Genomic DNA, 17,601 nt, shown 5'->3' with positions numbered 1-17,601 from the left:
GACCCGGTGGGCAGGGCGTGCGGTCAGCCGCGCAGCATCTCCGCGACGAGGAAGGCCAGCTCCAGCGACTGACCGGTGTTCAGCCGGGGGTCGCAGGCCGTCTCGTAGCGGCTGTTGAGGTCCTCGTCGCTGATCTCCTGGGCCCCGCCCAGGCACTCGGTGACGTCCTCGCCGGTGAGCTCCACGTGGATGCCGCCGGGCCAGGTCCCCAGGCCCCGGTGCACCTCGAAGAAGCCCAGCACCTCGTCGACGACCCGGTCGAAGTGCCGGGTCTTGTAGCCCGACGTCGACTCGTGGGTGTTGCCGTGCATCGGGTCGCACTGCCACACCACCTGGTGGCCGCTGGCGGTGACCTTCTCCACGATCGCCGGCAGGACGTCGCGGATCTTCCCGTTGCCCATCCGGCTGATCAGCGTGAGCTTGCCGGGCAGGCCCTCGGGGTCCAGCCGCTCGACCAGCTCGGTGGCCTGCTCAGGCGTCGTCGTCGGGCCGATCTTGACCCCGACCGGGTTGGCCAGCTTCGAGGCGAACTCGATGTGCGCGCCGTCCATCTGGCGGGTGCGCTCACCCACCCAGACGAAGTGGGCGCTCAGCGCGTACGGCCGACCCTCGTGCATGCGCAGCAGCGCGCGCTCGTAGTCCAGGATCAGCGCCTCGTGGCTGTTGAACAGCTCCACGCTGCGCAGCGCGGAGTCGTCGATGCCGCAGGCCCGCATGAAGGCCAGCGCCCGGTCGATCTCCCGGGCGATGACCTCGTAGCGCACCCCGGCGGGCGAGTTGGCGACGAAGTCCTGGTTCCAGTTGTGCACCGCGTTGAGGTCGGCGAGCCCACCCCGGGCGTAGGCCCGGATCATGTTCATCGCCGCGGCGGAGTTGGCGTAAGCGCGCACCAACCGGTTGGGGTCGGGGATGCGCTCGGCGAGCACCGGCTCGAGGGCGTTGACCATGTCGCCGCGGTAGGAGGGCAGGCCCAGGGCGTCGGTGTTGGAGCTGCGCGGCTTGGCGTACTGCCCGGCCACCCGGCCCACCTTGACCACCGGCACGCTCGCGCCGTAGGTCAGCACGACGGCCATCTGCAGCAGCGTCCGCGTGGTGGCCTGCAGGTGCGGCTCGGTGTTCAGGTCGAAGGTCTCCGCGCAGTCCCCGCCCTGCAGCAGGAACGCCTTGCCCTGCGCGACGTCGGCCAGCTGCGAGCGCAACGCGTCCACCTCGGTGGGCGCCACGATCGGCGGCACGGTGGACAGCGTGGCGAGCACGGCGTCCAGCGCGGCGCGGTCGGGCCAGGTCGGCTGCTGGGCGATGGGCAGCTCACGCCACCGGTCGAGGCCGGGCACCAGCTCTGCGGGTTCGGTCAGACTCACACGTGCAGGGTACGGCGGCCCCCGGACGGGAAGTCCCAGGTGGTCGGCCTGGTTGCCGCCTGAGGAGCCACCCTGGCCCGGCCCCGCGCCAGGTCCAGCCCACCCCCCGAGCAGAGGACGAGCCATGACCCGCCTGATCGCCGTGACCGGTGCCACCGGAGCACTGGGGGGCCGCGTCGCCCGGTTGCTGGCCGACGCCCCCGCCGACCACGACGTCGCGCTGCGGCTCGTCGTCCGGGACGCAGGCCGGGCGCCCGGCCTGCCCGGCGCCGAGGTCGTCGCGAACCCCGGTGGCTACAGCGACGAGGCCGGCCTGACGACGGCGCTGGAAGGCGTGCACACCCTCTTCCTGGTGAGCGCCGCCGAGGCCGAGGACCGCACCGAGCAGCACCTGGCCGCCGTCCGGGCCGCCGTCGCCGCCGGGGTGCAGCGGGTGGTCTACACCTCGTTCCTGGGCTCCGAGCCCGGCGCGACCTTCACCCTCACCGCGACCCACGCGGCCACCGAGGCGGCCCTGGGTGACAGCGGCCTGCGGACGACGGTGCTGCGCAACTCGATGTACGCCGACTTCGTGCCCTTCTTCGCCACCCTCGCCCAGGACGGCACCGCGCAGATCGCCGCCCCGGCCGGGGACGGCGCCGCCTCCTTCGTCTCCCGGGACGACGCCGCCGAGGTCGCCGCCGCGGTGCTGTTGGAGGACCACCCCAGCACCGACGGCCGGGTGCTGGACGTGACCGGCCCGGAGGCGCTGACCCTGGGGCAGGCCGCCGAGGTGCTCACCGGGCTGACCGGCCGGCGCGTGACGTACGTGGACCAGACGGTCGAGCAGGCCTGGGAGACCCGCCGTCCCTCCGGCGCCCCGGACTGGGAGGTCGAGGGCTGGGTGACCAGCTACACCGCGATCGCGGCCGGGGAGATGGCCGTGGTCAGCGATGTCGTCGAGGCGTTCACGGGGCACCCGGCCCTCACCGTCGCCGAGCACCTCCGCCGACACCCGGAGGACTGGGCGCCCCTGGCCTGAGGATCAGCGCAGCGACTGCACCAGCTGCCACACCGCGAGCCCGTGCCGGGCGTCGACCAGGGCGTCGTGGGCTTCGGGCGACTTCGCCGGCAGGGGCGGGGACCCGGCGTCCTCCCAGCGCTGCTTGAGCTCGTGGGTGAACCGCGGGACCGAGCGCGGCAGTGCGGGCATCGCGCCCCACAGCTGGCACAGCGCCACGTGGTCGTAGGCGGCGATCCAGGCCCACAGCTGGACCTCCTCGCCGGGGGCGGTGAGGAAGTCCAGCAGCGACTCCCGGATCTGCCGCCGCGTACGCCACGCCCTGTCCGCCGGCGGCGGCAGCTTGTCCAGCACGTTCCTGCGCACCCACGGGATGGCGCGGCCCGGGTCGAACTCGGTGGAGACGGCGTAGAACTCCCGCCCGGTCTCGTCGACGACGCCGATCGACACCAGGTCGATCGTCGTGCCGTCCTCGATGAACTCGGTGTCGTAGAAGTAGCGCCGCACGACCGCGACGGTAGGCGGTGGACGGGAATCCGCGTGCGCACGGGCCCTGGACGAGGCAACCTCTCCCGGTGCCCGCCGACCAGACCCTCGCCCGCGCCCGCGCAGAACTCGCCGCCGGCGACCCGGCCCGAGCCCGGCAGCGGTTGCGCGGGCTGGTCTCGAGCTACCCGCACCGCCTCGACGTCCGCGCCGAACTCGCGGCTGCCCACCGGGCCGAGGGGGACGCCGCCCACGCCGGCCGCTGGTCCTTCCTCTGCCAGGACCGGGACGACGCCGAGGTCGCCGCGTTCCTCCGTACCACCACCGGACCCGTGCGCCGGATGCGGGCGATGCGGTGGGCGGGTCCGGAGGACGCGGCAGGCCCGTGGGCGCACGACCGACTGGTCGAGCTCCGGACGGCAGCCGAGACCGCGACAGGCGGGCCGGTGACCTGGCGGGCGGACCGGTCACCCGGGCCCTCACGCCTGGCGTCGGCGCTCGGGACCGTCGGCTGCCTCGTCAGCACCATCGCTCTCATCGCATTGGTGGTCATCGGACTCGTGACGGTCGTCCGGTGGCTCTGGTGACCTGACCAGGGCAGGTCCATCCACACCGGGGCCGGGCTGATCAGGCCCTGCGCGCCCGGCCCCGCTCGACGGAGTTCGCGCCGAACTCCTCGCCGCCCAGGGCGGCGATCTCCTGCTCCAGCTGGGGGACGGCGGTCCTCGCCTGGGCGAGCACGACCCTCTCCCCCACGGCGCCGATGACGGCCTGCCGCCAGGCGGAGAAGAAGCCGACGGAGCGGGGCACGAAGACCCGGCGGCCGCGGGTCTCCAGGTTGCGCAGCAGCGCGTCGGCACAGTCCGAGACCGAGGTGTAGCTGCCCAGCGGGCCGGGGAGCCGGTCCAGGGTGGCCTTGAAGGTGGGCAGTGCGGCCTTGGTGTCGCGCACCATGTCGGTGTCGATCCAGACCGGGTGCGCGCTGGCCACGCTGACCCCGCGGTGGGCGACCTCCAGGCGCAGCACGTCGCCGAAGCGCTCCAGCCCGGCCTTGGCGGCGCAGTAGGCGGACAGCCCCGGCAGCACGGAGAACGCCGCGGCGGAGGAGATCAGCAGCACGTGCCCGCGCCGCTTCGTGATCTCGGGCAGCGCGGCGTGCGCGGTGAGCATCGCGCCGGTCAGGTTCACCTCGATGGTGCGCGCCAGGGCTCGCGCGGACGCCGTCGCCACGGTGTTCATCGGTGCGATGCCGGCGTTGGCGACGACGACGTCGACGCCACCGAAGACGTCCACGGTGCGCTGCACGGCGGCGGCCATGGCGTCGGCGTCGGTGACGTCGGCCTCGACCCACAGGTGCTCGGGGCCCAGCTCCGTGGCGACGGCGGCCAGCAGCTCGGGCTCCAGGCCGACGAGCGACAGCCGGGCACCGCGTGCGGCGGCCTTGCGGGCGAGCTCGGCACCGATGCCCCGGGCGGCGCCGGTGATCAGCACGACCTGGCCGGCCAGGGGTGGGGCGCTGCGCTTGCTGCGGGGCATGGAGGACTCCTCGTCGACGGTGACGCGCTCGCTGTTGAGCACTGCTCAACGACTGTTGTAGCGTGTTGAGCGTTGCTCAGCAAGCCCGTGGGCGACCCAGCCGTCAGCAGAGGAGCCGACCGGTGACCAGCACGCTCGAGAGCCAGCCGCAGCAGCGGGAGGAGACCCGCGAGGTGCGGGTGGCCGTGATCGGGTCCGGCTTCGCCGGCCTGGGCATGGCCATCCGGATGCGCGAGATGGGCATCGAGGACTTCGTGGTGCTCGAGCGCGGGCCCGACGTCGGCGGCACGTGGCGCGACAACACGTACCCGGGGGCGGCCTGCGACGTGCAGTCCAACCTCTACTCGTTCTCCTTCGCGCCCAACCCGGACTGGCCGCGCACCTACTCCGAGCAGCCGGAGATCCTCGCCTACCTCCAGGGCGTCGCAGCCCGCTACGACGTCCTGCGCCACCACGTCTTCGGCGCCGACGTCACCGGCGCGCAGTGGGACGCCGAGGCCCGCCGCTGGCGGGTCCAGACCTCCACCGGCGAGGTCTCCGCCCGGGTGCTGGTGTCCGCGGCCGGTGCGCTCGCCGACCCCTCCTACCCCGACATCCCGGGCATCGAGGACTTCGCCGGCACCGTCATGCACTCCGCCCGCTGGGACGCCGCGCACGACCTCACCGGTGAGCGGGTCGCCGTCATCGGCACCGGCGCCTCGGCCATCCAGGTGGTGCCGGCCATCCAGCCGGTCGCCGGGTCCGTCACGGTCTACCAGCGCACCCCGCCGTGGGTCATCCCCCGCGGCGACCGGCCCACCACCCCCCTGGAGCGCCGGCTGTACCGCCGGGTGCCCGGCCTGCAGAAGGCCGTCCGCGGCGTGCTCTACGCCTCCCGGGAGTTCCTCGCCGTCGGCATCACCAAGAACCCGCGCTTCCTGGCCCCGGTGCAGAAGCTGGCCCGCACCCACCTGGAGCGCCAGGTCCGCGACCCGCAGGTGCGCGCCACCCTGACCCCGGACTACACGATCGGCTGCAAGCGGATCCTGATCAGCAACGACTGGTACCCGGCGGTCACCGCGCCCAACGCCGAGGTCGTCAACGCCGGCATCGCCGAGGTCCGACCGCACTCCGTGGTCACCCGCGACGGCGTCGAGCGGCCGACCGACACCCTGGTGCTGGCCACCGGCTTCCACGTCACCGACCTGCCGATCGCGCACCGGATCACCGGCAAGGACGGCCGGACGCTGGCCGACGTCTGGACCGACGGGATGGCCACCAACCGCGGCAGCACCGTCGCCGGCTTCCCCAACCTGTTCCTGCTGGTCGGCCCCAACGTCGGGGTCGGGCACACCTCGATGGTCTACATGATCGAGTCCCAGGTCGCCTACGTCGCGAACGCCCTGCAGGCCATGGACGACGAGGGCCTGGTGACCCTGGAGACCACCCAGGCCGCCCAGGACGCCTACCGCGCGCTGATCGCCGAGCGCTCGGCCGGCACGGTGTGGCTCGACGGCGGCTGCGGCTCCTGGTACCTCGACGAGCACGGCCACAACACCACCCTCTGGCCGGACTTCACCTTCCGGTTCCGCAGGCTCACCAGGACCCTGGACCGCGACAACTACGTGGGGACGACGGCATGACCACCTCGGCACAGCGCACGGTCCTGCGGACCACCCACGCCGTCCCCACCGCGGACGGCGCCCAGCTGCACGCCACCGTCCGCGGCTCGGACGACGCCCCGGTCACGGTCGTGCTGGCCCACGGCTGGACGCTGTCCCAGGGCGCCTGGGACGACGTCGCCGACGCCCTGGCCGACGATGTCGCGGCCGGTGCGGTCCGGCTGGTCCGCTACGACCAGCGCGGGCACGGACGCTCCACCTGGGGCCCGGTCGAGGAGGTCTCCATCGACCTGCTCGGCGAGGACCTGGCGCGGGTGCTGGGCACGCTGGTGCCGACCGGCCCGGTCGTGCTGGGCGGGCACTCGATGGGCGGCATGACGATCATGGCCCTGGCCGCGGCCCACCCCGAGCTGATCGGCGACCGGGTCCGCGGCGTCGCCCTGGTCGACACCTCTGCCGGGGAGCTGAGCAAGCCCCCGCGCACCGCCGCCGAGCGGCTGCAGCAGCGGCTGCTGCCCACCGTCGGTGCCTGGGCGGTGCGGCACGCCCGCCGGGTGGAGGGCTGGCGCCGGCTGGTCCCGCCGTCCTCACCCCGGCACCTGGCCGTCGTCCGGGGGCTGCTCTACGGCTCGGCCGCCACCGACGAGATGGTCCGCCGCGGCGCGGACATCATGTCGGCGTCGTCGGTGCGGTCCTTCGTGGCCTTCTACCCGGCGCTGGGCGCGCACGACAAGGCCGAGGCGCTGGCCGAGCTGGGCACCGTCCCGGTGGAGGTGCTGGTCGGCGACACCGACCAGCTGACCCCCGTGCGGCACTCGGAGAAGCTGGCCGGGGCGATCCCCACGGCCACGCTGCAGGTCGTCCCCGGCTGCGGGCACATGCTGCCCCAGGAGCGACCCGACCTGGTCACCGAGGCGATCCGGCGCCTGGTCGCCGGCGCGCTGTGACCGCCGCCCGGCGGTCGGCCGCCGACCGCCGGGCGCAGCTGGTCGAGATCGGCCTGGAGCTGCTGCCCACCACCCCGGTGCAGGAGCTGACCATCGACGAGGTGGCCCGGCGGGCCGGCATCAGCCGCAGCCTGCTGTTCCACTACTTCGCGACCAAGAAGGACTACTACACCGCGGTGACGACGGCGGCCGCCGAGCTGCTGCTGGACCACGTGCTCGGCGAGGGCGCCCCGGCACCCGGGGCGCACGCCGGGATGCTCGACCGGTTCGTGCAGTGGGTGGAGACCTACCGGGAGTCCTACGTCGCGTTCGTGCGCGGCGCCGGCGGCGGAGACCCCTGGGTGGCCGACGTCTACACCGGCGCCCGGGAGCGGCTGGTCGACGGCACCCTGCGCACCGTCGGCCTGCCCGACGACGCCCGGCACCGTCAGCTGGTCCGGGCCTGGTTCGCCTTCACCGAGGACCTCGTCGTCGGCTGGACCGCCGACCCCTCGACGATGACCCGCGAGGAACTGCTCGCCCTGGCCAGCGACGTCCTGGACCGGTTAACCCGCCAGTGAGCTGGGCAGCCGGTCGGCGCTCTCGTGCGGCGGGGGCTGCAGCCTGCCCACGACCTCCACGGCGGTCGCCCCGGTGGAGTCCATCGACTTCTTCACCTTCGCGCCGTACAGGTCGACGTACTCCTGACCCGACAGCGTCATGATCTCGTACATGATCTCGTCGGTGATCGAACGCTCGACGAACCGGTCGCCGCTCATCCCCTCGTAGCGGGAGAAGTCCAACGGCTCACCGATCCGCACGGTGACCCGCTCGAAGGTCCGCCCGAGGAACCGGAACGACGACGTCGGCACCATCGCCACCGGCACCACCGGGCAACCGGTCTCCAGGGTCATCCGGGCGACCCCGGTCTTGCCGCGGAACAGCCGGCCGTCGGGCGACCGCGTGCCCTCGGGGTAGATGCCCAGCAGCTTGCCCTCGCCCAGGATCCGGATGCCCGTGGACAGCGCGGCCTCGGCGGCGTCGGCGCTGGTCCGGTCGATGGGCACCTGGCCGCTGCCGGCGAAGAACACCCGCTGCAGGAAGCCCTTGACCCCGGGGGCGGTGAAGTACTCGGCCTTGGCCAGGAACGTCACCCGGCGCCGCAGCACCAGCGGCATGAAGACCCAGTCGGAGGCGGAGAGGTGGTTGCTCGCCAGCACCGCCGCCCCGCGCCGCGGCACGTTCGCCGCGCCCGAGACCCGCGGACGGAACACCAGACGCACGATCGGCCCGACGGCCACGAACTTGAGGAACCAGTAGAACAACACGCCTCCCTCAGGGACTGTCAGACTAGGGAGCACGAGGCCCACCCCACAATCGGGGGGACGCCGACCCGCGGGACGCGCGGTCGGCCGGGACGGGCACAGGACAGGGGTGGATGGCGTGAGCGGACGACGGGGCCGGCGCGACAACGGCCTGGACGCCTCGCTGTGGCACCCGCTGCGCGACGTGGACCCGCGGGTCGGTGAGCACCTGCTCGACGTGCTGCGCGAGGAGGGCATCGCCGCCTACCTGGCCCCCTCCACCGACGTCGGCCCCTACACGCGCACCCAGTTCCTGCCCTCCCCGCCCACCGACCGGCTCTTCGTCGACCGGGCCCGCCGGGCCGAGGCCCGCACCGTCGTCGACACCCACGGCGACGACCACCTGCCCACCGAGCCCGAGCCGGCACGCCGCCGTCCCGAGGAGGACAGCGCGGCCACCGACGCCGAGTTCGCCCGCATCGTGGCCGGCTGGGAGGCCGAGTCCGGCCCCGTCCCGCCGGTGACCGACCAGCCCCGCGAGGACCCGCCTCCCCCGCCCGCGGAGCCCGACGTGCTGGACCGGCCCGACGAGCACTTCGAGCCGCCCGCCCCACCCCCGCTGCCGGTGCTGGCCCCGGTGTCGCTCTACGCGCTGCTGCTCATCGCCGCCGGCGCGCTGTGCATCATCGCCCCGGGCGCGGTGCGGCTGAGCTCGGACCTGGGCATCGTGCTGGGCGTGCTGGGCGTCGTCGGCGGGGTCGCGCTGCTGGTCTCCCGGATGCGCGACCGCACCGACGACGACGGGGACGGCGCCGTCGTCTGAAGGAGGACCCCCGTGCCCCCACCGCGCGCTCCGCACGCGGCGGGTCCCTGCACGGGGGCCGTGTCGTGCGTCACCATGGGCCGGTGAGCTCCCAGACGACGACGGTCTCCCTGTCCGGCCACCTCATGGACACCGGCATCCTGGCCCGGGTGCTGGACGACGTCCTGGAGTACGGCGGGGACTACCGGATCCAGAGCCTGGACCTGGGCCGTCAGCACGCCGACGAGTCCCGGGCACTGGTCGAGGTCTCCGCGGACACCGCCGAGCTGCTGGAGCGGATCCTCATGCGGGTGCAGGTGCACGGCGCGAACGCCGTCGACCCGGGCACCGCGACGACCGAGCCCGCGCCCCGCGACGGCGTCTTCCCGCCGGCGTTCTACTCGACCACCAACCTGGAGACCCTGGTCCGGCTGGACGCCACCTGGATGCGGGTCCGCCGTCCGGAGATGGACTGCGGTCTGGTCGTGTCCACCGAGGACGGCCGGACCGTCGTGGACACCGTGCCGGTGAGCGACGTGCGGGCCGGGGACGCCGTGGTCTGCGGCGCGGCCGGGGTCCGGGTGGAGCTGCCGCAGCAGGCCGCCCGGGGCACCGAGGAGGACTTCGGGTTCATGTCCTCCACCGCGTCCTCGGAGAAGCCGCAGGCGGTCCTCGTCCGGCAGATCGCGGCCACGATGCGCGAGGTCAAGGCCGCCGGGCAGAAGGTGCTCTGGGTCGGCGGCCCGGCGGTCGTGCACACCGGGGCCGCCCCGGCGATGGTCCGGCTGGTCGAGGCCGGCTTCGTCGACGTGCTGTTCGCCGGCAACGCGCTGGCCACCCACGACATCGAGTCCTCGCTCTACGGGACGTCGCTGGGCGTCGACCTGGCCAAGGGGTCCGGCGTCCCGCACGGCCACGAGCACCACATCCGGGCGATCAACACCATCCGCGCCGAGGGCTCCATCGCCGCAGCCGTGGCGTCCGGGGTGCTCACCGGCGGCGTCATGCACGCGATGGTGACGGCCGGCAAGCCCTTCGTGCTCGTCGGCTCGGTCCGCGACGACGGCCCGCTGCCCGACGTCGTCACCGACGTCATCGACGGTCAGCGGGCGATGCGCGCCCAGCTGCCCGGGGTGGGCTTCACGATCATGGTGGCCACGATGCTGCACTCGATCGCCACCGGGAACCTGCTGCCGGCCTCGATCCCGCTGGTCTGCGTGGACATCAACCCGGCCACGGTCACCAAGCTCGCGGACCGCGGCTCCGCGCAGGCGATGGGCATCGTCACCGACATCGGCCTGTTCCTGGAACAGCTGGCCCGCGAGCTCTGCTGAGTCCAGCCGTTCAGGCGACGCCCTCGGCGACGGCGCGGCGGACCAGGTCCGCCGCGCCGACCAGGCCGGCCTGGGCGCCCAGCTCGGCGGCGAGCACCTGCGGGCCGGGACGGAAGCCACGGCCGGGCAGCGCCCGCTCCAGCCGGGCCCGGGCCGGGCCCAGCACCATCTCCCCCAGCACGCTCACCCCACCCCCGATGACGACGACGCCCGGGTCGAGCACCGCGGACAGGTCCGCGATGCCCTGCCCCAGCCAGGTGCCGACCTCGGCCAGCAGCTCCAGGGCCAGTGGGTCACCGGCCGCGGCGGCGGTGGCGACGTGCTCCCCGGTCAGCCGGTCGGCCTGCCCCTCGACCCGCTCCAGCAGCGAGGCGGCCGCGGCCGGTGAGCTGTTGGCCACCTCCCGCGCGGTCTGGCCCAGGGCGTTGCCCGAGGCGTACTGCTCCCAGCAGCCGCGGTTGCCGCAGGCGCACAGCCGGCCGTCGGGCACCACGCGCATGTGGCCCCACTCGCCGGCCACGCCGTGTGCGCCGCGCTGCAGCCGGCCGTCGATGACCATGCCGCCGCCGATGCCGGTGCCCAGCGTGATCACCAGCGCCAGGTCGCTCCCCCGGGCCGCGCCGTAGCGGTACTCGGCCCAGGCGGCCGCGTCGGCGTCGTTGCCCACCCACAGCGGGCGCTGCAGCCGGGTCCCGAGGTCCTTGCGCAACGGCTGGTTGCGCCAGGCCAGGTGCGGGCTGAAGAGCACGGTGTCCCCGGTGCGGTCGAACCACCCGGCCGCGCCGACCCCGACGCCGACCAGCGGCCCGCCGTGACGGTCGGCGAGCTCCTCGACGACCGCTGCGATGGCGTCCTCGGTCGCGCTGACCGACTTCCCGGGGGTCGCCCGGCGGGCGGTGTCGGTGATGGTGCCGTCGGGCAGCACGACCCCGCCGGCGACCTTGGTGCCGCCGATGTCGATGCCCAGGGCGGGCAGGTCCAGGGCGGCCGTCTGGTCCACGGACGGGCTCATGCCACCTCGATGCGCTGGACGGGGGCGGGCGGCGGGGTCGGGGACACGTGCTCCTCGGGACTCTGGGGTGCTGGCGCGGTGGTCTCGGTCGGGGTGTGCGCCCGCAGCGCGGCGGCCGCGGTGGCGAGCACGTCGGCGAGGGCCTCGGACAGGTCGGGCCGGCGGCCGCGGAGGACGGCGAGCGCGGTGCACACCGGGCAGCTGCGGCACTCCGCGGAGTGGTCACCCGCAGGGCCCTCGGCCGGTGCGGCGGACACGGTGGCGGTCAGGCCACCGATCAGGCCCGCGGCGGCGTCGGCCAGGCCGCGCAGCTGGGCACCCCAGTCGGGGGTCGGACCGGTCACGCGGGACTCCGTTCGGGGTTCAGCAGCCCGGCCGGCCACTGGGCCGGGTCGGGGGTGGCGCGGACGACGAGGGTGGCTGCCGCGGTGCCCGGGTCCTCGAGCGTGCCGGAGGTGACGGTGCAGCGCCGCAGCAGGGGGTCCAGGGTGGACGACCGGCGCCGCCCGCCGACGTCGAGCACCAGGTCGTCGTCCCATCGGGTGAGCTGCACGGTGCCCCGCTCGGCGAAGGGCAGCGGGACCGCGAGGAGCCACTGCTGCCCCTCCCGCACGGGGGCGGGCCGGGGCAGGGCCGTCCCCCCGGTGGTCGGCACCGCCGCCTCCAGGGCGACCAGGTCGGCGGCGTGCTGCGGGGCGACGGCCGTCTCGGGCACGACGCGGACCGGCAGACCGGTGGCCTCCAGTGCCGTGCGCACCTCCTCCTGCTGCGCGGTCCGGGCGGCTGCCCACTCCCCCGGTCCGGCCGGCTGCACCCGGGACAGCGTCACCGAGGCGACCCGGTGCCCGAGCAGCCCGAGGGCCGTCCCGGCGGTGCGCAGCACGGCGTCGGCACCGGGGACCGGCGGCAGCACCAGGTGGACGGCGGGCTCAGCGGGCACCCGGTCCAGCAGCACCTCCAGGGTGGTGACGGCGGCCAGCGCCGCCTCGGTGGCACCGGGGCGCCCGCGGGAGGCCAGTGCCCTGACCGTGGCCAGCACGCGCAGCCGGGCCGGGGCCAGCTGCCCCAGCCACCAGCGCAGCGCACCCGGCAGGGCCAGCAGCGCCGTCGCCGCGGGCAGCGGGCCGGGGTCCACCACGACCAGGTCGGTCTCCCCCGCCTCGGCCAGCTCACCCAGGGCCAGCAGCAGCGCGACCTCGGTCGTCCCCGGGACCGGCACGACGGAGGTGCCCGGTGGCACGGTCAGCACCGGCACCAGCGCGGCCAGCTCGGTGGCGTGCGCGGACCAGGCGTGCTCCAGCGCGCGCTGGGCGTCGACCACCCGCACCGGGACCCGCCCGACCAGGTCCGCCCTCGGCGGCGCCGTGGTCAGCAGGACGACCCGGTCCCCGCTCGCGACGGCCGCCAGGGCGGTCGCGGCGGCGACCGTCGAGCTGCCGGCTCCACCCGGACCGGTGACGAGGAGGGTGCGCACTGCCGGGTCAGGCCTCGACGCGCTTCTTGAGCTCCTTGAGCGCGGTGTCGAGGATGACCTTCTCGGCCTTGCGCTTGATCATCCCGATCATCGGGATGGAGAGGTCGATGGTGATGGCGTAGGTGACCTCGGTGCGGCCCTCGCGCTCGACGAGGGTGTAGCTGCCGTCCTGCCGCTTCTGCATCTGGCCCTGCACCAGGGTCCAGCTGACCCGGCGGTCGCCCTCCCAGGTGTAGGCGAGCACGTAGTCGTCCTTCACGGCACCGGCGTCGAGCACGAAGTGCACCTGCTCGGCGCGACCACCCGCGCCGGGGGCGACGACGTCGACCTGTTTGGCCGCCGAGACCCACTGCGGGTAGGCCGGGAAGTCGGCGATCACGGCCATGACGTCGGACGCGGGGGCGTCGATGACGATCGACTGGGTGGACTGGTCGGCCATGCGCGGGAGGGTAGTCGCCCGGCGTCGGGGCGGTCCGTCCGAGCCCGGGAGGGGGCCGCACCCACCGGTGGCCGCCGACCACTAGATTGGGTGGTCAGATCCCGCGTCCCACGGGTCGGCAGCGACGGAGCCGCCACACCCCGCGCGGGGAGGAGAGGACCGGCGTGCGCGAGCTGAGCGTTCCCCCCACCCACACCGTGGGCCCCGACGAGGCACTGCCCGACATGGTGGCCCACAACGCCGCCGAGCACGGCGCGGAGGTGGGTCTGCGTCGCCAGGAGGGCGAGCGGTGGGTCGACGTCACGCACGCCGAGTTCGCCGAGCAGGTCCGCGCCGTCGCCAAGGGGCTCGTCGCCGGCGGCGTCCAGGCCGGTGACCGGGTCGGGCTGCTGGCCAAGACCCGCTACGAGTGGACCGTCCTCGACTTCGCCATCTGGACCGCCGGCGCCGTCGTCGTCCCGGTGTACGAGACCTCGTCCTCGGACCAGATCGCCTGGATCCTGGCCGACTCCGGTGCCCGGGCGATCGTCGTGGAGTCCGCCGACCACGCCGCCGCCGTCGACTCGGTGCGCGACCAGGCCCCCGACCTGGGCCCGGTCTGGGTCATCGACGAGGACGCCCTGGGCACGCTGTCCGCCGCCGGCGACGAGGTGCCCGACAGCGAGCTCGCCGCCCGCCGCGCCACCCTGACCCCCGACAGCCTGGCCACGCTGATCTACACCAGCGGCACGACCGGGCGCCCCAAGGGCTGCGAGCTGACGCACGCGAACTTCCTGTTCGAGATCGGCAACGGCATGACCCTGCTGGAGAAGTTCCTCAACCGGGACGGCTCCATGCTGCTGTTCATCCCGCTGGCGCACGTGCTGGCCCGGGTCCTGCAGGTCGGTGCGATCAAGACCCGCACCGTCCTGGGGCACACCCCCGACATCAAGGACCTGGTGGGCGACCTCGGCCGGTTCCAGCCCACCTTCGTCCTGGCCGTCCCCCGGGTGTTCGAGAAGGTCTACAACTCCGCCAAGGCCACCGCCGACGAGGGCGGGAAGGGCAAGGTCTTCGACAAGGCCGCCGCCGTGGCCGTCGCCTGGTCCCGGGCGCAGGACACCGGTGGCCCCTCGCTCGGGCTCAAGCTCCAGCACGCGGTGTTCGACAAGCTCGTCTACGGCAAGCTCCGCGCCGCCCTGGGCGGACGCTGCGTGGCCGCCATCTCCGGCGGAGCCCCGCTCGGCGAGCGGCTGGGCCACTTCTTCCGCGGCATCGGCGTCACCGTCTACGAGGGCTACGGCCTGACCGAGACCACCGCCGCCGCCGCGGTCAACCACGACGCCGCCTTCAAGATGGGCACCGTCGGTCGGCCGCTGCCCGGCACCGACGCCGCCATCGCCGAGGACGGCGAGGTGCTGCTGCGCGGCGGGATCGTCATGCGCGGCTACTGGCAGAACGAGAAGGCCACCGCCGAGGCCATCGACGCCGAGGGCTGGTTCCACACCGGGGACATCGGCGAGCTCGACAGCCAGGGCTTCCTGAAGATCACCGGGCGCAAGAAGGAGATCCTGGTGACCGCCGGCGGCAAGAACGTCGCCCCCGCGGTCCTCGAGGACTCCGTCCGCGCCCACGCCCTGGTCAGCCAGTGCATCGTGGTCGGCGACCAGAAGCCGTTCATCGCCGCCCTCATCACCCTGGACGCCGACGCCCTGCCGGCCTGGCTGAAGTCGCACGGCAAGGACGCCTCGCTCACCGCCGCCCAGCTGCGCGACGACCCCGACGTCCTGGCCGAGCTCGACGCCGCGGTGACCCGGGCCAACAAGGCCGTGTCCCACGCCGAGTCCATCCGCAAGTTCCGGGTGCTCGACGTCGACTTCACCGAGGACAACGGGACGCTGACCCCGAGCCTGAAGCTCAAGCGCAACGTGGTGATGAAGGAGTACGCGGGCGAGGTCGAGGCCCTCTACGCGTCCTCGTCCGCCTCGCGCTGACCCGCCAGCAGGCCCTGGAACCCGGCGGCGATCGTCGTCCAGGACCAGCGCTGCTCGACCCACGCCCGGCCGGCCGCGCCCATCGCGCGCGACCGGACCGGGTCGTCGAGCAGGTCGGCGATCGTGGCGGCCACCTGACCGGGTGAGCGGGGGTCGACCACGTGCCCGGAGACGCCGTCCCGCACGGCCTCGGGCGCTCCCCCGGAGGTGCCGGCGACCACCGGTCGGGCGCAGGCGGCGGCCTCCAGGAACACCATGCCCAGGCCCTCGACGTCCAGGCCGGCCCGGCGGGTGCGGCAGGGCATCGCGAAGACGTCCCCGGCCGCGTAGTGGGCGGGCAGCCGGGACGGGTCCACACCACCGGTGAGCACCACGGACCGCTGCAGGCCGGCGTCGGCGGCGACCCGGCGCCGCAGCTCCCCCTCCAGGGGGCCGCTGCCGACCAGCAGCAGCCGGGCCCCGGGGTGCCGGGCGAGCACCTGCGGCCAGCCGGCCAGCAGGACGTCCTGGCCCTTGCGGGGCACCAGCCGGGACACGCAGACCACCACGGGGGCCTCGCCCAGGCCGTGCTCGGCGCGCACCTCGGAGCCGTCGACGCCGGGGTGGAAGCGGTCGACGTCCACCCCGGGCGACAGCTGGGTCATCGCGGTGCGGGACGCCAGCGCGGGCGCCAGCCGGTCGTGGGTGTAGCGGGAGATGTAGGTGACGACGTCGAGCCCGCTCGCGATCCGCTGCATCAGCTGCCGTCCACCGGGGACGGCGACCCAGCCGGTCTCGTGGCCGTGCGTGATGCCGATGCTGTGCGTGACCCCGGCCCGGCGCAGCCCCGGCGCCAGCAACCCCAGCGGCGCCGCGGCACCGAAGACGACGGTCTGCGCCCCGTGGTCGAGGGCCAGCTCCCGGGCGGCACGGGCTGTACCAGGGGTCGGCAGCAGCATCGAGGTGCGAGCGCGGACCACGCGGTAGGGCAGCGTGGCGTCGTGCTCGGCGGCGCCCGATGACGTGGAGGCCAGCACGGCGAGGTCGGCCGCGGGGACACGGTCCAGCAGGGCCGCCACGAACGTCTGGATCCCGCCCTGCCGGGGCGGGAAGTCGTTGGTGACGACCAGGACCCGGGTCAGCGGTCCCACTCCGCGGCGGCGGCCACCCGCTGGGCGGTGGTGGGGTGCGAGCCGAAGAACCACTGCCAGGCCGCGGGCGGGTCGGGCTGGTTGAGGTTGGCCACGGCCAGCCGGCGCATGACGTCGGCGAAGGCGTCGGGGTCGTCGGTGAGGTCCAGGGCGTGCTGGTCGGCGCGCGCCTCGAGCTGCCGGGACACCCCGTTCTGCACCGGCGTGGACACCAGCGTGCCGACGGCGATGGCGAAGAGCACCAGCGGCACCACCCGGGGGTCGCCGGGGGCGTCGGCCCCGGCACGGCGCAGCAGCGGGGTGGAGCCCAGCACCCAGCCCAGCAGGGCGACCCCGGCGCCCGCGCCGAGCGCGCCCACCAGGGTGCCGGTCAGCACGTCGTCGGTGGCCACGTGGCCGAGCTCGTGGGCGGCGATCGACTCGATCTCGGCGTCGGGCAGCTGGAGCAGGGTGTCGTAGACGACGACCCGGCGGCTGGAGCCGAAGCCGGAGACGTAGGCGTTGAGGGCCGTGGTCCGCCGGCTGGCATCGGCGACCAGCACGTCCTGCACCGGGTCCCCGGACTCCTGCGCCAGTTCCAGCAGGTCGGTGCGCAGCTGTCCCTCGGGGAGGCTGGTGAAGGAGTTGAACGCGGGTTCGATGACCACCGGGTAGAGGAACGACCCGACGACGACCAGCCCGGCGGCGCCGGCCCCGGCCCACGCCCACCAGGTCCGCGGCGCCCGGCGCGCCAGCCAGACCAGCAGCAGCAGGCCCAGCGCGGTCAGCGCGGCCGTGATCGCGGTGTCGACCGCGACGTCCCGGGCCCACAGCGCCCAGCTGCGGGTGGACAGCCCGTACCGGTGCCGGACCACCTCGCCGTACCCGGCCAACGGCAGCGTCACCAGCCGGGCCACGACCGACAGCGCGACCGTGCCCAGCAGCACCTGCCACGCCCAGCCGCCGCCCAGCGGCCGGGCAGCGGCGGTGACCAGCCGGGACCCCGCGCGGGTCAGGCCCAGCACCCCGGCCACCAGCAGTGACAGGGCCGTGTTGGCCAGGGATGCCGGGCGCAGGGCACCGGCGAACGCGTCGGCCCGGGAGACCTGGTCGGCGGTCAACCCGGCCGTGGGGTCCGTGACCGTCGGGGTGGCCTCCCACGGGATGCGCAGCCACAGCACGACGACCAGGGCCGCACCGAGCACGAGCGCCGTTCCCAGCGCGAGGCGACGGGGACTCACGGC

At 74.5% G+C, this 17,601-nt stretch carries 18 protein-coding genes; 8 read left to right on the top strand and 10 right to left on the bottom strand.

The window, feature by feature from the left end; translation table 11 throughout:
* Positions 1 to 23: 23 nt before the first annotated feature.
* Entirely contained in the window at positions 24 to 1,361 is a 1,338-nt protein-coding gene (locus ASG41_RS17895) for a class II 3-deoxy-7-phosphoheptulonate synthase (RefSeq protein ID WP_056298056.1), read from the bottom strand.
* 124 nt (positions 1,362 to 1,485) lie between these two features.
* Here ASG41_RS17895 and ASG41_RS17890 point away from each other — a divergent pair, with 124 nt between their 5' ends.
* Positions 1,486 to 2,382 (top strand): NmrA family NAD(P)-binding protein, encoded by an 897-nt coding sequence (locus tag ASG41_RS17890; protein WP_056298053.1) that lies wholly within the window; start codon positions 1,486 to 1,488, stop codon positions 2,380 to 2,382.
* 3 nt (positions 2,383 to 2,385) lie between these two features.
* On the opposite strand, the gene ASG41_RS17885 is transcribed toward ASG41_RS17890, so the two are convergent.
* Entirely contained in the window at positions 2,386 to 2,868 is a 483-nt protein-coding gene (locus ASG41_RS17885; RefSeq protein ID WP_056298051.1) for a polyadenylate-specific 3'-exoribonuclease AS, read from the bottom strand.
* A 68-nt stretch (positions 2,869 to 2,936) separates the two neighbouring features.
* Between ASG41_RS17885 and ASG41_RS17880 the strand changes: the two genes are divergently transcribed.
* On the top strand, positions 2,937 to 3,434 hold the full coding sequence (locus ASG41_RS17880; protein ID WP_056298047.1) for a DUF6584 family protein: 498 nt from the start codon (positions 2,937 to 2,939) through the stop codon (positions 3,432 to 3,434).
* Positions 3,435 to 3,474: 40 nt separating this feature from the next.
* Here the strand turns inward: ASG41_RS17880 and ASG41_RS17875 are convergent, their stop codons facing one another.
* On the bottom strand, positions 3,475 to 4,425 hold the full coding sequence (locus tag ASG41_RS17875; protein WP_235564885.1) for a short-chain dehydrogenase/reductase: 951 nt from the start codon (positions 4,423 to 4,425) through the stop codon (positions 3,475 to 3,477).
* Positions 4,426 to 4,505: 80 nt separating this feature from the next.
* On the opposite strand from ASG41_RS17875, the gene ASG41_RS17870 reads away from it, so the two are divergent.
* Genes ASG41_RS17870 through ASG41_RS17860 form a run of 3 tightly spaced genes read left to right on the top strand, consistent with a single transcriptional unit; the run spans position 4,506 to position 7,491 of the window.
* On the top strand, positions 4,506 to 6,005 hold the full coding sequence (locus tag ASG41_RS17870; RefSeq protein ID WP_056298045.1) for an NAD(P)/FAD-dependent oxidoreductase: 1,500 nt from the start codon (positions 4,506 to 4,508) through the stop codon (positions 6,003 to 6,005).
* The gene (locus tag ASG41_RS17865; RefSeq protein ID WP_056298043.1) at positions 6,002 to 6,931 is read left to right on the top strand and encodes an alpha/beta fold hydrolase; all 930 of its coding nucleotides are present in this window, start codon (positions 6,002 to 6,004) and stop codon (positions 6,929 to 6,931) included. The genes ASG41_RS17870 and ASG41_RS17865 overlap by 4 nt, the downstream gene beginning before the upstream one ends.
* Complete coding sequence (locus ASG41_RS17860) at positions 6,928 to 7,491, top strand: TetR/AcrR family transcriptional regulator (RefSeq protein WP_056298040.1); 564 nt, start codon at positions 6,928 to 6,930, stop codon at positions 7,489 to 7,491. The genes ASG41_RS17865 and ASG41_RS17860 overlap by 4 nt, the downstream gene beginning before the upstream one ends.
* On the opposite strand, the gene ASG41_RS17855 is transcribed toward ASG41_RS17860, so the two are convergent.
* Positions 7,477 to 8,238 carry a 1-acyl-sn-glycerol-3-phosphate acyltransferase gene (locus tag ASG41_RS17855; protein ID WP_235564884.1) on the bottom strand — a complete coding sequence of 254 codons (762 nt, stop codon included), beginning with the start codon at positions 8,236 to 8,238 and terminating at the stop codon, positions 7,477 to 7,479. The two genes, ASG41_RS17860 and ASG41_RS17855, sit on opposite strands and share 15 nt — an antisense overlap.
* Positions 8,239 to 8,353: 115 nt before the next feature.
* Between ASG41_RS17855 and ASG41_RS17850 the strand changes: the two genes are divergently transcribed.
* Positions 8,354 to 9,037 (top strand): hypothetical protein, encoded by a 684-nt coding sequence (locus ASG41_RS17850; RefSeq protein WP_056298037.1) that lies wholly within the window; start codon positions 8,354 to 8,356, stop codon positions 9,035 to 9,037.
* Between the two features lie 83 nt (positions 9,038 to 9,120).
* Positions 9,121 to 10,350 carry a TIGR00300 family protein gene (locus tag ASG41_RS17845; RefSeq protein ID WP_082557056.1) on the top strand — a complete coding sequence of 410 codons (1,230 nt, stop codon included), beginning with the start codon at positions 9,121 to 9,123 and terminating at the stop codon, positions 10,348 to 10,350.
* A gap of 10 nt (positions 10,351 to 10,360) precedes the next feature.
* Here ASG41_RS17845 and ASG41_RS17840 read toward each other — a convergent pair whose 3' ends face one another.
* The 4 genes from ASG41_RS17840 to ASG41_RS17825 are packed head-to-tail and all read right to left on the bottom strand — an operon-like array spanning position 10,361 to position 13,275.
* Positions 10,361 to 11,362 (bottom strand): ROK family glucokinase, encoded by a 1,002-nt coding sequence (locus tag ASG41_RS17840; RefSeq protein WP_056298034.1) that lies wholly within the window; start codon positions 11,360 to 11,362, stop codon positions 10,361 to 10,363.
* Positions 11,359 to 11,706, bottom strand: a complete 348-nt coding sequence (locus tag ASG41_RS17835) for a hypothetical protein (protein WP_056298031.1) — start codon at positions 11,704 to 11,706, stop codon at positions 11,359 to 11,361. Before ASG41_RS17835 ends, ASG41_RS17840 begins: the two co-directional genes overlap by 4 nt.
* On the bottom strand, positions 11,703 to 12,836 hold the full coding sequence (locus tag ASG41_RS17830; RefSeq protein ID WP_056298029.1) for a hypothetical protein: 1,134 nt from the start codon (positions 12,834 to 12,836) through the stop codon (positions 11,703 to 11,705). The genes ASG41_RS17835 and ASG41_RS17830 overlap by 4 nt, the downstream gene beginning before the upstream one ends.
* A gap of 7 nt (positions 12,837 to 12,843) precedes the next feature.
* The gene (locus tag ASG41_RS17825; protein ID WP_056298026.1) at positions 12,844 to 13,275 is read right to left on the bottom strand and encodes an SRPBCC family protein; all 432 of its coding nucleotides are present in this window, start codon (positions 13,273 to 13,275) and stop codon (positions 12,844 to 12,846) included.
* A gap of 164 nt (positions 13,276 to 13,439) precedes the next feature.
* On the opposite strand from ASG41_RS17825, the gene ASG41_RS17820 reads away from it, so the two are divergent.
* Complete coding sequence (locus tag ASG41_RS17820) at positions 13,440 to 15,248, top strand: long-chain fatty acid--CoA ligase (protein WP_056298023.1); 1,809 nt, start codon at positions 13,440 to 13,442, stop codon at positions 15,246 to 15,248.
* Here the strand turns inward: ASG41_RS17820 and ASG41_RS17815 are convergent.
* Together ASG41_RS17815 and ASG41_RS17810 are read right to left on the bottom strand one after the other, a co-directional pair.
* A complete protein-coding gene (locus ASG41_RS17815; RefSeq protein ID WP_304438033.1) occupies positions 15,221 to 16,378 on the bottom strand; it encodes a glycosyltransferase family 4 protein in 1,158 nt (385 codons plus the stop codon). The genes ASG41_RS17820 and ASG41_RS17815 overlap by 28 nt on opposite strands.
* On the bottom strand, positions 16,366 to 17,598 hold the full coding sequence (locus tag ASG41_RS17810; protein WP_056298020.1) for a M48 family metallopeptidase: 1,233 nt from the start codon (positions 17,596 to 17,598) through the stop codon (positions 16,366 to 16,368). Before ASG41_RS17810 ends, ASG41_RS17815 begins: the two co-directional genes overlap by 13 nt.
* Positions 17,599 to 17,601: the final 3 nt, after the last annotated feature.

This window comes from Modestobacter sp. Leaf380, from assembly GCF_001424485.1.
Lineage (GTDB): Bacteria > Actinomycetota > Actinomycetes > Mycobacteriales > Geodermatophilaceae > Klenkia.
Note: the sequence above shows the minus strand (reverse complement) of the source record. Positions and strands in the feature narration are given on the sequence as shown.

What these genes read in the sequence shown, in the direction of transcription:
- ASG41_RS17890 (WP_056298053.1), top strand. Translation starts at nt 1,486, where the DNA reads ATGACCCGCCTGATCGCCGTGACCGGTGCCACCGGAGCACTGGGGGGC.
- ASG41_RS17865 (WP_056298043.1), top strand. Translation starts at nt 6,002, where the DNA reads ATGACCACCTCGGCACAGCGCACGGTCCTGCGGACCACCCACGCCGTC.
- ASG41_RS17840 (WP_056298034.1), bottom strand. Translation starts at nt 11,362, where the DNA reads ATGAGCCCGTCCGTGGACCAGACGGCCGCCCTGGACCTGCCCGCCCTG.
- ASG41_RS17825 (WP_056298026.1), bottom strand. Translation starts at nt 13,275, where the DNA reads ATGGCCGACCAGTCCACCCAGTCGATCGTCATCGACGCCCCCGCGTCC.